The sequence below is a fragment of the Streptosporangium brasiliense genome (genome assembly GCF_030811595.1).
GTDB lineage: Bacteria > Actinomycetota > Actinomycetes > Streptosporangiales > Streptosporangiaceae > Streptosporangium > Streptosporangium brasiliense.
Window position 1 is genome coordinate 1,254,168 of the sequence record NZ_JAUSRB010000001.1, and the last position, 13,413, is coordinate 1,267,580.

Annotated in this window: 10 protein-coding genes; 3 read left to right on the top strand and 7 right to left on the bottom strand. The window is 72.9% G+C overall.

Annotation, left to right across the window (positions count from 1 at the left end):
- Positions 1-60: 60 nt before the first annotated feature.
- Complete coding sequence (gene ileS, locus J2S55_RS05580) at positions 61-3,225, bottom strand: isoleucine--tRNA ligase (RefSeq protein ID WP_306857777.1); 3,165 nt, start codon at positions 3,223-3,225, stop codon at positions 61-63.
- Between the two features lie 469 nt (positions 3,226-3,694).
- Between ileS and J2S55_RS05585 the strand changes: the two genes are divergently transcribed.
- Genes J2S55_RS05585 through J2S55_RS05595 form a run of 3 tightly spaced genes read left to right on the top strand, consistent with a single transcriptional unit; the run spans position 3,695 to position 5,605 of the window.
- On the top strand, positions 3,695-4,114 hold the full coding sequence (locus J2S55_RS05585; RefSeq protein WP_306857779.1) for a TraR/DksA family transcriptional regulator: 420 nt from the start codon (positions 3,695-3,697) through the stop codon (positions 4,112-4,114).
- Complete coding sequence (locus tag J2S55_RS05590; protein ID WP_306857780.1) at positions 4,078-4,683, top strand: signal peptidase II; 606 nt, start codon at positions 4,078-4,080, stop codon at positions 4,681-4,683. Before J2S55_RS05585 ends, J2S55_RS05590 begins: the two co-directional genes overlap by 37 nt.
- A complete protein-coding gene (locus J2S55_RS05595; RefSeq protein WP_306857781.1) occupies positions 4,676-5,605 on the top strand; it encodes an RluA family pseudouridine synthase in 930 nt (309 codons plus the stop codon). The genes J2S55_RS05590 and J2S55_RS05595 overlap by 8 nt, the downstream gene beginning before the upstream one ends.
- Positions 5,606-5,713: 108 nt before the next feature.
- Here J2S55_RS05595 and J2S55_RS05600 read toward each other — a convergent pair whose 3' ends face one another.
- The 6 genes from J2S55_RS05600 to J2S55_RS05625 all read right to left on the bottom strand — a co-directional run bounded on the left by J2S55_RS05600 (position 5,714) and on the right by J2S55_RS05625 (position 13,405).
- Positions 5,714-7,309 carry a serine/threonine-protein kinase gene (locus J2S55_RS05600; RefSeq protein WP_306857782.1) on the bottom strand — a complete coding sequence of 532 codons (1,596 nt, stop codon included), beginning with the start codon at positions 7,307-7,309 and terminating at the stop codon, positions 5,714-5,716.
- A 114-nt stretch (positions 7,310-7,423) separates the two neighbouring features.
- A complete protein-coding gene (locus J2S55_RS05605) occupies positions 7,424-7,735 on the bottom strand; it encodes an AzlD domain-containing protein (protein ID WP_306857783.1) in 312 nt (103 codons plus the stop codon).
- Positions 7,732-8,412 carry an AzlC family ABC transporter permease gene (locus tag J2S55_RS05610; RefSeq protein ID WP_306857784.1) on the bottom strand — a complete coding sequence of 227 codons (681 nt, stop codon included), beginning with the start codon at positions 8,410-8,412 and terminating at the stop codon, positions 7,732-7,734. Before J2S55_RS05610 ends, J2S55_RS05605 begins: the two co-directional genes overlap by 4 nt.
- A 10-nt stretch (positions 8,413-8,422) precedes the next feature.
- Positions 8,423-9,268: an AraC family transcriptional regulator gene (locus J2S55_RS05615; RefSeq protein ID WP_306857786.1), complete on the bottom strand. Its 846-nt coding sequence runs from the start codon at positions 9,266-9,268 to the stop codon at positions 8,423-8,425.
- On the bottom strand, positions 9,265-11,346 hold the full coding sequence (locus J2S55_RS05620) for a serine/threonine-protein kinase (RefSeq protein WP_306857787.1): 2,082 nt from the start codon (positions 11,344-11,346) through the stop codon (positions 9,265-9,267). The genes J2S55_RS05615 and J2S55_RS05620 overlap by 4 nt, the downstream gene beginning before the upstream one ends.
- A 49-nt stretch (positions 11,347-11,395) precedes the next feature.
- The gene (locus J2S55_RS05625) at positions 11,396-13,405 is read right to left on the bottom strand and encodes a serine/threonine-protein kinase (protein ID WP_306857788.1); all 2,010 of its coding nucleotides are present in this window, start codon (positions 13,403-13,405) and stop codon (positions 11,396-11,398) included.
- Positions 13,406-13,413 lie beyond the last annotated feature (8 nt).

Consider the following 13,413-nt stretch of genomic DNA (forward strand, 5'->3'; position numbering starts at 1 on the left):
CCCGGGCCGCTCGTCCGCTGTCCCGGAGGCGGCCGGCGGGCCGCCTCCGGGACAGGTCGGTCAGACGGTCCGGCGGAGCTGGAAGGTCAGGCCGAGGTCGGCGTCGTGGTGGGTGGGCAGGTCGTTGTCGGCGCCCTCGGTGAGGGTGACGGCGAGGACCTCGCCGGCCACGGTGCCGCCCTGGAGGCGCAGGGCCTCGGCCAGGTCGGCGTCGGCGGTGGACCACCACACGTCGATCCGGTCGGAGATGGACAGGCCGGTCGACTTGCGGGCCTCCTGGAGCAGGCGGACGACGTCACGGACCAGGCCGGAGCGGCGCAGCTCGTCGGTGATGGTCAGGTCGAGGGCGACCGTCTCGCCGGTGCCGGTGTCGACGGCCCCGGTCTCCACCGCCCAGCCGGTCTTCGGCTGCTCGGTGACGATCACCTCCTCGCCGCTCAGCTCCACCGTGCCCAGCTCGCCGGCCTCCACCGAGACCGCCGAGCCCGAGCGGAGGGCCCGTGCGAGCTCGCCGGGGTCGGCGGCCGCGACGGCGGCGGCGACCAGCTTGGTCTGCGAGCCGAACCGCTTGCCCAGCGCCCTGAAGTTGGGCTTGACGGTGAAGGAGACCAGGTCGGCCTCGATGCCCGACAGGTCCTCCAGCCCCTGCACGTTGAGCTCGTCGGCGATCAGCTCGCGCAGCTCGGGGGAGAGCGCGCCCCAGCCGCGGGCGCCGACCAGGGCGCGGCCGAGCGGCTGGCGGGTCTTGACCCCGCTGGAGGCGCGGGCCGAGCGGCCCAGCTCCACCAGGCGGCGGACCAGCGCCATCTGCTCCGACAGCGCGGGGTCCAGCAGCTCCTCGGTCACCGTGGGCCAGGCGGCCAGGTGGACCGAGGTGGGGCCGCCGGCCTCGCGCAGCACGTCCCAGACGTAGTCGGTGATGAAGGGCACCACCGGCGACATCAGCCGGGTGACGGTCTCCAGGCACTCGTACAGCGTGGCGAACGCCGAGGCCTCGCCGGACCAGAACCGGCGGCGGGAGCGCCGCACGTACCAGTTGGACAGGTCGTCGAGGAACTCCGCCAGCCGCCGCCCGACCCGGGCGGTGTCGAAGTCGTCCAGCGACGAGGTGACCTCGGCCACCGTCCGGTGCAGCTCGGCCAGCGCCCAGCGGTCGATCAGCGGGCGCTCGGCGTACGGGGGGGCCTCGGAGAGCTTGGCGGGCGACCACGACTCGGCGTTGGCGTAGAGCGTGAAGAACGACGCGGTGTTCCAGTAGGTCAGCAGGACCTTTCGGACGATCTCCTCCAGGGCGCCGTGCCCGACCCGGCGGGCCGCCCACGGCGAACCGGAGCAGGCCATGTACCAGCGCAGCGCGTCGGCGCCGTGCTGGTCCATCAGCGGGATGGGCTGCAGCACGTTGCCCAGGTGCTTGCTCATCTTGCGGCCGTCCTCGGCGAGGATCAGGCCGAGGCAGAGCACGTTCTCGTAGGAGGTCCTGCCGAAGACCAGCGTGCCGACCGCCATCAGCGAGTAGAACCAGCCGCGCGTCTGGTCGGTGGCCTCGCAGATGAACTGCGCCGGGTAGGCCTTCTCCAGCATGTCCGCGTTCTGGTACGGCGCGCCCCACTGGGCGAACGGCATCGACCCCGAGTCGTACCAGGCGTCGATCACGTCCGGCACCCGGCGCGCCTCGGCCCCGCAGGTCGGACAGGGCAGCGTGACGTCGTCGACGTAGGGACGGTGCGGATCGAGCGCGGAGACGTCCTGGCCCGACAGCCGGCTCAGCTCCTCCATCGAGCCGACGCAGGTGATGTGCGACTCGTCGGCGGTGCAGACCCACAGCGGCAGGGGCGTGCCCCAGTAACGCGAGCGGGACAGCGACCAGTCGACGTTGTTGCGCAGCCACTCGCCGAAGCGGCCCCACTTGATCGTCTCGGGGTACCAGTTGGTCTTCTCGTTCTCGGCGAGGAGCTGTTCCTTGACGGCCGTGGTCCGGATGTACCAGGCGGGGAGCGCGTAGTAGAGCAGCGCGGTGTGGCAGCGCCAGCAGTGCGGGTAGCTGTGCTCGAAGTGGCTGCCGCGGTAGAGCAGGCCGCGTGCCCTGAGGTCCTCGGTCAGGCCCTCGTCGGCCTCCTTGAAGAACTGCCCGCCGACCTGGGGGACGCTGTCGAGGAAGCGCCCGTCGGGGCCGATCGGGTTGACGATCGGCAGGCCGTACCGCTTGCAGGTCGTCATGTCGTCGGCGCCGAAGGCGGGGGCCTGGTGGACCAGGCCGGTGCCGTCCTCGGTGGTGACGTAGTAGCCGAGCACCACGTAGTGGGCGCCGGGGATGTCGACCAGCTCGAAGGGGCGGGAGTAGGTGGTGTGCTCCAGCTCCGCGCCCTGGAAGGTGGCCAGCACCTGCGCGCCCTCGCCCAGCGCGGAGGTCAGCAGCTGCTCGGCCACCACCAGCACCTCGTCGGACCCGGCGGGGCGCGCCGCGACGTAGGTCACGTCGGGGTGCACGGCCACCGCGGTGTTGGAGACCAGCGTCCACGGCGTGGTGGTCCAGATCAGCAGCGAGGCGCCGAGCTCGGCCAGCGGGCCCGAGGTGACGGGCATGCGGACGTAGACGGACGGGCTGGAGACGGTCTCGTAGCCGCCCGGCTGGCCCAGCTCGTGGTCGGACAGGCCGGTGCCGCAGCGGGGACAGTAGGGGGTGATCCGGAAGTCGCGGAACAGCAGGTCCTTGTCGAAGATGACCTTGAGCGACCACCAGACGGACTCCACGTAGGCCGGGTCCATCGTGCGGTAGGCCTGGGACAGGTCGATCCAGTAGCCCATCCGCTCGGTCATCTCTTCGAAGGCGTCCACGTGCCGCAGCACCGACTCGCGGCAGCGGGCGTTGAACTCGGCGACGCCGTACGCCTCGATGTCCTTCTTGCCGCTGAGGCCGAGTTCCTTCTCGACGGCGACCTCGACGGGCAGGCCGTGGCAGTCCCAGCCCGCCTTGCGGGGCACGCTGTAGCCCTGCATCGACTTGTAGCGGGGGAAGACGTCCTTGAACACCCGGGCCTCGACGTGGTGCACGCCGGGCATGCCGTTGGCGGTGGGCGGGCCCTCGTAGAAGACCCAGCTGGGGCCGTCGGCGTTCTGCTCGACCGAACGCTCGAAGACCTTTCCGTCCCGCCAGCGGTCGAGCACCTCATGTTCGAGCGCGGGCAGGTCGACCTGCGCGGGAAGAGAGCGGAAATAGGCGGACATGACGGGCGGGACCTCCACGCTGGTGCTGGCAGTGGCGTGGAGGGACGAGACCTCTCGGGCCCCGCGGTACCACCCTCCTTGACCTTCACAGGGGAAGGCCCTCTTCCTTTGGTCCGCTGCCGGGTCTACTGGGCCGTGAAGGCCGTTCTTCCGGCGGCTCCGGGGTGATTTTCCCTCCGGGTCTCGCCCCGGGCTCACACCGTCCCCGGGTCGCTCGTGCGAGGGGCACGGAGGTAGTTGTCCCCATCAACGCCTTGCGAACTCAAACGATAACGCACGGGCCTGCTCGAAGCTTCCCGATATCGGCACTACCGGCGATCGGCGGAGCACGGGAATCGCGAGGAGGGAGCCGGATGTTACGGGAGTGGTAAACATCACGGCGGGTCGTTTGCCGTTCTGTTATGGGAGACCTAAGCTGCCCGCACCGTTTACCACATTGGATACGGTCCGATCGAGCAAGGAGGCCGACATGGCCGCGACCGTACGCGCAGACGAGAGCGCGGTAGCGCCGTCAGAGGACAGTACCGTCGTCACCTGGTCGGCCAAGGAGCTCGCGGAGGTCCGCGAGCGGCTGGCCACGGAGATCGAGGAGCTGAACCAGGAGATCGCCAAGGCCGAGACCGAGATCGCGTCGAGCGATGTGACGGACGGTGCCGGAGACGACCAGGCGGACGCCGGGGCCCGCACGTATGAACGGGAACGCGAGATCGCCCTTACCCTGAATTCGCGCGACCTGGTCGCGCAGAACGAGCGAGCGATCGCCCGGATCGACGCGGGAACCTACGGAGTGTGCGAATCGTGCCACAAGCCGATCGGCAAGGAGCGCCTTCAGGCGTTCCCGAGGGCGACGCTGTGCGTGGCCTGCAAGCAGCGGGAGGAGCGCCGCTGACGGACGGCAGCGTCGCCGGGGCGGTCGCGGCCGCCCCGGCCGGAGCGCGGCGGATCGCCGTCCTGGCGACGATCGTACCGATCGTCTACCTCCTCGACCTGATCACCAAGACGGTCGTGCTGAGGACCCTTGAGGGCAAGGAGCCGTTCGTCGTCGTCCCCGGGCTGCTCCAGTTCCGAGTGATCTTCAACTCCGGGGCGGCGTTCAGCATCGGCACGGGCATGACGATCGTCTTCACGTTCGTCGCGGCCGGTGTGGTGATCGCCATCCTGCGCACCGCCCGCAACCTGCGCAGCCTGCCGTGGGCCGTCACGCTGGGGCTGATGCTCGGCGGGGCGCTCGGCAACCTGACCGACCGGCTCCTGCGCTGGCCCTCGGGCTTCGGGCGGCCCTCGCCGTTCCAGGGGCACGTCGTCGACTTCATCGAGACCTTCCCCGGCCACTTCCCGGTCTGGAACGTGGCGGATTCGGCGATCGTCTGCGGCGGCATCCTGGCCGTCTTCCTCGCCTGGCGGGGTTACCAGATCGACGGCACACGCGACACGGGGGAGCAGAAGAACGATGGCTGAGCAGCGGAGTCTCCCCGTCCCCGACGGGCTGGAGGGCGAGCGCCTCGACGCCGCCCTGTCCCGGCTGTTCGGGTTCTCCCGGACCCGCGCGGCCGAGCTGATCGTCTCCGGCGACGTGCTGGTGGACGGCTCGCCGGCGGCCAAGTCCGACCGGGTCCACGGGGGCGCGTGGCTGGAGGTCACCCTGCCGCCGCCGCCCACCGCGCCGATGCCGGTCGCGGAGCCGGTCCCCGGCATGAAGATCATTTATGAGGACGACGACATCGTGGTCGTCAACAAGCCCATCGGCGTGGCCGCCCACCCGACCACCGGCTGGACCGGGCCGACCGTGATCGGCGGCCTGCTCGGCACCGGGCACCGGGTGGCGACCAGCGGCGCCGCCGAGCGGCAGGGGATCGTGCACCGCCTGGACGCCAACACCACCGGCGCCATGGTCGTGGCCAAGAGCGAGCACGCCTACTCGAACCTGAAGCGGGCCTTCAAGGAGCGCACGGTCGACAAGCGCTACCACGCGCTGGTCCAGGGGCATCCCGACCCGCTGCGCGGCACCGTCGACGCGCCGATCGACCGCCATCCCTCCGGGGACGGCCGCTTCGCGGTCGTGGCCGGGGGCAAGGAGTCGGTCACCCACTACGACACGATCGAGGCGTTCCGGGCGGCGTCACTGCTGGACATCAAGCTGGAGACCGGCCGGACCCACCAGATCCGGGTCCACATGTCGGCGCTGCGTCACCCGTGCGTCGGTGACATGATGTACGGCGCGGACCCCACGCTGGCCGCGCGTCTGGGCGTGACCCGGCAGTGGCTGCACGCGGTCTCGCTGGCCTTCGAGCATCCCGCGACGGGTGAGTGGGTCTCCTTCACCACCGACTACCCGGACGACCTGGCCCACGCGCTGAAGGTCGTCGGCAGCGAGTCGTAACGCCGCCCGCCCTGGTGCTGTCCGCCGTGGTGGCGCCTGCCGTGGTGCTGTCCGCTGTGGTGCCTGCCGTGGTGGTGCCTGCTGTGGTGCTCTCCGCCGTGGTGGCGGCTACTTGTCCTCGCCGTGCTTCGCGGCGGCCTTGCCGCTGACCTTGCCGGGGGCGTCCGTCCCGCCCCCGAAGGCGACCTGCTCGGTCCCCTCCTGGCTCCGGTCCTGGGTGGCGTCGTCTCCGGAGGTGCCGCCGGAGCTCTCGCCCGCGCCGTCGTCGGGCCCCTGCCCCTGCTCCTGGCCGGAGCCGTCGTCGGGGGCGTCCTGGGAGTCCTTGCCGGGCTTCTTGCCGGAGTCCTGCTCGGAGTCCTTGCCCGTGTCGTCCTTGGAACCCTTGCCGGAGTCCTTGCCGGAGTCGTCCTTGGAACCCTTCCCGGAGCCGTCCTCGGGCCTGTCCCCCGTCGGCCCGTCCGACGGGGAGGGGCTGCTGTGCCGGGGCTGCTCCGGAGTCGTGGGACGGGCGGAGGGCTGCTGGCGGCCGCTGCCCGTCCTGGCCGGGGAGGGCTTCCTCTCCGTGGGCAGCCTCGCCTGCTCGGTGTTCTTGTCCGGGGTGTCCTTCTCGGCGGGGACGCTCGCGGTGGTGGGCCCCTTCACCGGCTGCGTGGGGGCGGAGTTCAGGGCCACCCAGGCGGCCCCGCCCGAGGTCAGGACGGCCGCGACCGCCGTCGCCGCCAGGGCCGCGACGGCCGGCCGCCGCCGTCGCCTCCCGGCGGCCACCAGGGGGTCGGGCTCCGGCGCGGGCGCCCCGACCGGCGCCGCGGCCGGAGCGGGCGCCGGGGCCGAGGCCGGGGCCGGGGCCGGGGCCGGGAGCACGATCGGCATGGTGGGCTGCGGCTCGGTCCCGTTCACGATCGCCCGCAGGTGGACCTGCACCTCCTGAGCGGACATGCGCTGCGCCGGGTCCTTGCGGAGCAGACCGGAGATCACCGGCCCCAGCGACCCGGCGAACCTCAGCGGGGCCGGCTCCTCGTGCATGACCGCGCTGAGCGTCGCCAGCGGGTGGGCGCGCTCGAAGGGGGACCGTCCCTCGACCGCCATGTAGAGCGTCACGCCCAGCGACCACAGGTCGGAGGCGAACTCCGCCGGGCCCCCGCTCGCCCGCTCCGGCGCGATGAACGCCGGGGTGCCGATGAGGGCGCCGGTCCTGGTCACCGACGAGTCGCCTTCGAGCACCGCGATGCCGAAGTCGGTCAACACCGCCCGCCCGTCCTTCGACAGCAGCACGTTGTCCGGCTTGACGTCCCGGTGCAGCACACCCGCCTGGTGCGCGGCGAGCAGCGCGCCGAGCACCTCCAGCCCGATCTGCGCCGTCCGCGCCGGCGGCAGCGGCCCGTCCTCCCGGACCACGGCCCCGAGCGTCCGGGAGTCCACGAGCTGCATCACGATCCACGGGCGCCCGTGCTCCTCGATCACGTCGTAGACCGTCGCGACGCCCGGATGGCCGATCCGCCCGGCGGCGCGGGCCTCCCTGAGCGTCCGTACGGTGAAGACCTCGCGTTCGGGACCGGTCAGGTCGGGAGAGGGGATGACCTCCTTGACCGCCACGTCCCTGCCGAGCACCTCGTCCCGTGCCCGCCAGACCGTGCCCATCCCTCCTCGGCCGATGTGTTCCAGCAGCCGGTACCGAGCGCCGATGATCCCCTGAGAGTCGGTCATGAGCTGCCGAGTACCCAGGATTTGCTCTGACATTCCGGACGCTTTACGCAGATACCCCCAGTGATCCACAATCGACCACGGATCTGCCGTCATGTCAGACGGTCCCCGCGGAGATCAGCTCAGGAGATGACGCAGCGCGGCCGTGACGACGGCCGCCGTCGCGAGCACCACCAGGAAGGGCGCGCGCAGCAGCAGCGCCACGACGGCCGCCCCCAGCCCGGCGGTGCGGGGCAGGTCGAAGTGCAGTTGCTGCCCATGCGTGAAGGTCTGCACCGCGATCAGCGCGGCCAGCAGCGCCACCGGGACCAGCGCCGCGAAACGCTGCACGGTCGGATGGTCGAGCACCTGGCGCGGAGCCGACAGCCCGGCGAGCTTCAGCGCGTAGCAGCCCGCGCAGGTGATCACGATTGCCCACCAGACGGTCACTTCGGCCTCCTCAGGATCACGGCGAGCACGGCGACCGCCGCGATCAGCACGGGCACGCCCGGCGGGGTGAACGGCGTCGTGGCCAGCGCGATGGCCGCACCGCCGCCGGCGATCAGCCGCAGCGCACGGGTCTCCGGGCCGCTGCCGGTGAGCCGGGGCCACAGGATGGCCACGAACGTCGCCGGGCCCACCGCGTCCAGGCCGAACACCGCCGGGTCGGTCACCTGGGAGGCGCCCGCCGCGCCGAGCAGGGTGGTGACGTTCCACGTCAGGTAGAGGCTGACGAACGTGACGAGGAAACCGGTCCGGGCGGACCGCTCGTCGGGCTGGGCCAGTGCCACCGCGGTCGTCTCGTCGATCACGCCGTGGGCCATCGGGAGCCTGAGCCAGCCCCGGACCGCGAGCAGGTCGGACATGCGCAGGCCGTACAGGCCGTTCCGGGCTCCCAGCAGCAGCGCGCCCGCCGTGCCCGCCACCAGGCCGCCGCCGCCGGCGATGACCCCGGCCAGGGCGAACTGCGAGGCCCCGGTGAAGGCGAACAGGCTCAGCACGCACGCCTGTGCGACGTTCAGCCCGGCGGTGACCGCGGCGGCGCCGAACGCCAGTCCGGACAGCCCCACGGCGATCCCCACGCCCAGTCCGTCCCTGACCGCTGAGGAACGAGTGGTTGTATCCATGCGAACGAGGTTATGTCCGGTTTTCTGGTGCCGTCTTGTACGTTCCTGCGCGCTGGTACGCCCCGGGTGGCACCCCTACGATCCGCTTGAAGTGCCTGGTCAGGTGGGCCTGATCGGTGAAACCCACGTCGGTGGCGACCTGCGCGGCCGATGTGCCGGAGTCGAGCAGCCCCCGGGCCCGCCGGACCCGGAGCGTGTTGAGATAGGCGTGCGGGGGCAGGCCCGTGACCGACTTGAAGGCCCGGATCAGAGCGAAGGGCTTCGCCTGTACGGCCCGCGCCAGGTCCTCCAGCGTGGGCGGGTCGACGAGCCGCTCGTGCAGGATCTCCCGCGCCCGCCGTACGGCCCGGTCCTCCCTGGCGGGCCGCGCGTCCGCCGTGCGGTGGGCGGCGTGCTGCCTGAGCAGGGCGCCGAAGGCCGTGCGGGCGAGCGTGGAGGAGGCCAGGCCGTCGCCGTGCTCGGCGGCGTCGTGCGCGGCCCGCAGCAGCGCGGTGGCGTGCGGGTGGGAGACGACGGGCTCGGGGAAGTGCGGCGTGCCGCGCCCGGCCGCCAGCTCCGCGGCGATGTCCGCCATGACCTCGATCGACGGGTAGAGCATCCGGTAGGCCCAGCCGCCGGGCTCGCCCGCCTGGCCGGTGTGCACGTGCTCGGGGTTGACCAGGACCAGGTTCCCCGCACCCGCGCGGTGCCGGGCGCCCCGGTAGTCGAACTCCTCGACCCCGGACAGGATCACCCCGATCGCGTAGCCGTCGTGCACGTGCCGGGAGAACCGGTGGGTGACGTATCTGGCCTTGAGCAGGTCCACCCCCGGCAGCCCCGGACTGCGCCAGAAGCGCGCCGCCTCCCGCTCGGTCACGGCCGGAAGGTCTCGGTGAACCTGTCGAAGAACATCCGGTTCGACCTGCCGTCGTCGGGGCCCTCCCAGTAGATCGCGTACGGGCGGCCCGTGGACGTGCGGAAGCCCCGGTCCAGGACGCGCATCCTGACCTTGTCCTTCAGGTAGGTGAACTCCCAGTCGGCGGCCGGCAGGCCGCGGTATCTCAGCGCGGTGATGCCGATCCGCTCGTAGCCCGGCCAGACGTTCTTCGCCAGCCCGCCTTTCTCCACCTTCTCCCAGTGCTTGACCGGATCCGTCTCGGGGTCCTCGGTCGACTCGATCCACAGGAAGCCGTTCCGCCCCGGAGGCCGGAACTCGACCCTGTCACGGTCGGAGAAGCGCTTGACGGCCCAGCCCCTGGGGACCGCGACGGTGAAGCCCAGCGGGTCGCGGTGGAGCCGCCAGCCCGCCGGGAGCGCCTGGGACGGGCGGCCGGACGGGGTGGGGGTCGCACGGGGTGTCTTGGAGGGCTCGGCCGGGGTGGTCGGCCCGGTGGTGACCGCCGCCGTGGCCGTCGGCGTGGGCGCCGCCGTGCCGTCCTGGCCCCGGAGCACCAGCCAGCCCCCCACCCCGAGCGTGACGGCGAGCGCGGGCACCCCGGCGGCGAGCGCCACCCGCCCCGCCCGCCGCCGCGCCGCGGCGGGCGGGGCGGCGGGCCGCTCCTCGTGCGGCCACCGCCCCGGATACGCCGGATCGTCGAGGTAGGAGTGCCCGGCGTGGGTGGGCGCGTCGCGGTGCGACGGCCAGGCCCGGCCGTCCGGATGGGGCGGCTGCCCGGCGAGGGTGGGCTCGCCGCGGTGGGGCGGCTGCTCCGCGGGCGTGGAGCCGCTCCGGTGGGACGGCCACGCCGGGTCGCCCGAGTGGTGCAGCGGGTCGCCGGGGTGGTGCGGCTGGTCTCCCGGACGTGACGGCTGCCCGGCGTGCCGCGGCGGCCATCCGCCCGGTGCCGCTCCCGCCGGATACGGCGGCTGCCCTCCGTGCGGGTGCTGCGCGCCGTACGGAGGACCGCCGTGGTGCGCGGGGTCGTCCGGAGGGAAGGGGTGCGCCGGACGGGACGGCTGGTCGGAACGGGGCCCCGCGTCGGCGTGCGCGGGGACGGGGCCGGGGTGGCCGGGGTAGGAGGGCGCCGGGCCGGGGTGGCCGGGGTAGGAGGGCGCCGGGCTGGGGTGGCCGGGGTAGGGGGACGGCGTGTCGGCGTGCGCGGACGCCGCGGCCGCCCCGCCGGACGGATCGCGGGGCCCGGTGGCCGGGCCCGCGGCCGCGCGGGTGAGCAGGGGCGTGGCCTGCTCCGCGGTCATCCGGGTGGCGGGGTCCTTGGCCATCAGGCCGAGGATGGCGACGGCCAGGGGACCGCTGTGCGCCATGGGGCTGGGCTCGCCGTGGAGGACGGCCATCATCGTCGCCGCGGCCGTGGCCCGCTCGAACGGCGGACGCCCCTCCAGGGCCGCGTACAGCGTCGCCCCGAGGGACCACAGGTCCGACTCGGGGGTGGCCGCCAGCCCGTGGAGCCGTTCCGGGGGCAGGAAGGCGGGGGTGCCGACCATCGCGCCCGTCCGGGTGATCCCGGTCTCCTGCGTCATCGCGGCGATCCCGAAGTCGGTCAGCACGACCCGGCCGTCGTCGGCCAGCAGCACGTTCTCCGGCTTGACGTCCCGGTGCAGCACTCCGGCGGCGTGGGCGGCCAGCAGGGCGCCCAGCACCTGCAGCCCGACCGAGGCCACCCGCTCGGGCGTCAGCGGCCCCTCCGCGCGGACGACCTCGCCCAGCGAGCGCGACCGGACCATCTGCATGACGATCCAGGGCCGGCCCTCCTCCTCGACCACGTCGTGCACGATGATCACGGACGGGTGGTCGAGCCGCCCGGCGGTCCGGGCCTCCCGGATCGTCCGCCGGTTCAGGTCCGTGCGCGCGGCCTCGTCGACCCCGCGGTAGCGGACCTCCTTGACCGCCACGACCCGGTCGAGAAGCTCGTCATGGGCACGCCAGACGACGCCCATCCCGCCCTCGCCGATGGGTTCGAGCAGGCGATACCGGCCCGCCACCTTCCGTTCGGTCATTCTCCTCGCCCCTCCCAAACCCACGAATCGTAGCCGGTCGGGGCGGGTCTCACTTTTTCGACGAGAAGGTCTGGGCGAATCCCTCGAAAAGGTGCATGTTCTTCTTCCAGTCCTCGGCCGGGGTGTGCCAGTAGATCGCGTATCCCCGGCCGCCCTTGGTCACGAACCCCCGGTTGAGCACCCGGGCCTTGCCCGAGCTCGTGTTCCAGGTGAACTCCCAGTCGGCGGCCTTCTCCATGTAGTCGACCTTCTCGATCCGGATCCGCTCGTAGCCGGGGAAGTTCCCCCGGCTGGCCCGCTCTCCGTTGTACCAGTCCTGCTTCGGGTCGGGACCGGCCTTGTCGACGTATTCGACGAACACGAAGCTCCTGCGGTCGGACCCGCGGAACCAGACCTGCTGGCCCGGCCGCTTGTCCACCTTCCAGCCCTTGGGCAGGCCGATGGAGAAGCCGTTGCCGTCCTTGTGCATGTGCCAGCCGTCGGGGAGCTTCGACTTCTCCTTCTCCTTGTCCTTCTCCTCGGTCTTGGTGGGACTGGGGGCGGGACTCTCGGAGACGGAGGGGGTGGCCTCCGCGGTCGCCTTGGCCGTCCCCGCCGACGTGGTCGGCCTGCTCGCGTGCGAGGTCGGCGGGGCGTCCGACTCGCGGCTGCGCATCCCCAGCCAGCCGGCGACCGCGCCGACGACCAGGACCGCGGGCACGATCACCAGCAGGCCCCGTTTCACCTGCGACCGAGGGCCTCGCGAGAGGACCGTCGGCGAGGTGGAGCGGTAGCCCTCCATCGGTGTGGCGGCCGGTGCGGGCCGGGGGCCGGTGCCGGGCTCCTGCCGCGCCGGCGGGACGGGCACGACCGGCTCGGGCCTGGGCGCGGGGACCGGCTCGGGCGCGGGTTCCGGCCGTACCGGAGGGAAGGGCTCGCGTCTCGTCGAGGGGGCCGGCCGGGAGACGGGCCTGGGAGCCGGTGTGGAGGCGGGCTTGGGAACTGGTGCGGGGGCCGGCGTGGGGGCGGGCTCCTGCCGCACTTTCGCGGCGGGCCCGCGCGGTGCCGGTGTGGCGGGCGGCGAGTCCTTGGCGGGGGCCGGTACGGCGGGCTCCAGCTTCACCCCGGTCGCGGGGAAGCCCTCGGGCTCGTATCTGATCCCGGGGTCGGTCTCGGCCGTCGCCGAGGTGGACACGGCCGGCATGAGGGCGGTCTTGGCGGGACCGGCGGGCTTGGGGGTCCGCTGCCGGCCGCCCTCGGCCACCTCGCGCAGCAGGCGCGCGGCCTCGTCGTAGGACATGCGCTGGGCCGGGTCCTTGCGCAGCAGCCCGTCGAGCACCGTGGTCAGCAGCCGTCCGGCGCGGACCGGGGGCTCCGGCTCGTCGTTCAGCACGGCGTGCATGGTCGGCAGCGCCCCGCCCCGCTCGTGCGGCGGCTTGCCCTCCACGGCCGCGTACAGCGTCGCCCCGAGGGACCACAGGTCCGACTCGCGCTGCGCGCTGGCCCCCTTGATCCGCTCCGGCGGGATGAACGCGGGCGTGCCCGCGATCCCGGTCATGGTCAGCGCGGTCTCGGCCTCCAGCGTCGCGATGCCGAAGTCGGTCAGCACCACCCGGCCGTCGTCGGCCAGCAGCACGTTCTCCGGCTTGACGTCCCGGTGCAGCACCCCCTGCGCGTGCGCGGCGCGCAGCGCCTCCAGCACCTGGAGCCCGATCTCGGCGACCCGCTCGGGCCGCAGCGGCCCGTCCTGGCGCAGGACCTTGCCGAGCGAGCGGGACTCCACGAGCTGCATGACGATCCAGGGGCGTCCGTCTTCCTCGACCACGTCGTGGACGACCACCACGTTCGGGTGCGTCAGCCGGCCGGCGGCCCGCGCCTCGCGCTTGGTGCGCCGGTTGAAGTCTTCCTGGTTGTCCTCGCCGAGCATGTCGGCGTAGCGGACCTCCTTGACCGCGACCTCCCGGTCGAGGAGCTCGTCGTGGGCCCGCCAGACGATGCCCATGCCACCCCGGCCGATGGGCTCGCGCAGGTGGTAGCGGGCGGCAATGCGACGTCCCTCAGAAGACTGTGCTTCGGCCATCAACCGCA

Bases quoted from the DNA above. Each gene is read 5' to 3' on its own strand.
- J2S55_RS05585 (WP_306857779.1), top strand. From the start codon at position 3,695: ATGGCCGCGACCGTACGCGCAGACGAGAGCGCGGTAGCGCCGTCAGAG.
- J2S55_RS05595 (WP_306857781.1), top strand. From the start codon at position 4,676: ATGGCTGAGCAGCGGAGTCTCCCCGTCCCCGACGGGCTGGAGGGCGAG.
- J2S55_RS05625 (WP_306857788.1), bottom strand. From the start codon at position 13,405: ATGGCCGAAGCACAGTCTTCTGAGGGACGTCGCATTGCCGCCCGCTAC.
- J2S55_RS05620 (WP_306857787.1), bottom strand. From the start codon at position 11,346: ATGACCGAACGGAAGGTGGCGGGCCGGTATCGCCTGCTCGAACCCATC.
- ileS (WP_306857777.1), bottom strand. From the start codon at position 3,225: ATGTCCGCCTATTTCCGCTCTCTTCCCGCGCAGGTCGACCTGCCCGCG.
- J2S55_RS05600 (WP_306857782.1), bottom strand. From the start codon at position 7,309: ATGACCGACTCTCAGGGGATCATCGGCGCTCGGTACCGGCTGCTGGAA.
- J2S55_RS05610 (WP_306857784.1), bottom strand. From the start codon at position 8,412: ATGGATACAACCACTCGTTCCTCAGCGGTCAGGGACGGACTGGGCGTG.